At 39.0% G+C, this 333-nt stretch carries 1 pseudogene; it reads left to right on the top strand.

What is annotated here, in order from left to right:
* Positions 1–148: 148 nt before the first annotated feature.
* Positions 149–333: pseudogene (locus HC175_RS24025) on the top strand (IS1634 family transposase); the annotation flags it as partial.

The raw sequence follows: 333 nt of genomic DNA, 5'->3' as shown, positions 1-333 counted from the left end.
TTAATTTTAAAACCTATAAGAAATAAGCTCCTGTTTTGTGCGGGTTATGGCTTCACCCTTCCACACCCCTTATACACACTGGAGCTTAGTTTTTGTTTAGGGTGTCCCAGCTTATTATTACAGGCAAAATGCTATTTTTATTCGCATTATGTTTGTCAGAAAGAAGCCTAATAAAAGTGGTTTAGTTAGTGTCCAGATTATTGATAAATCGTCTGGGAAGTATGTTGTGCGCGAAACCGTGGGTAGTTCCGACGATCCTCTTGAGATTGAATTTCTTGTTAAGAAAGGCAAGCAGCGAATTTTACAGCTTGCTGGACAGGTTTCCTTTGGTTT

The organism is Salinimicrobium oceani (assembly GCF_012037645.1).
Note: the sequence above shows the minus strand (reverse complement) of the source record. Positions and strands in the feature narration are given on the sequence as shown.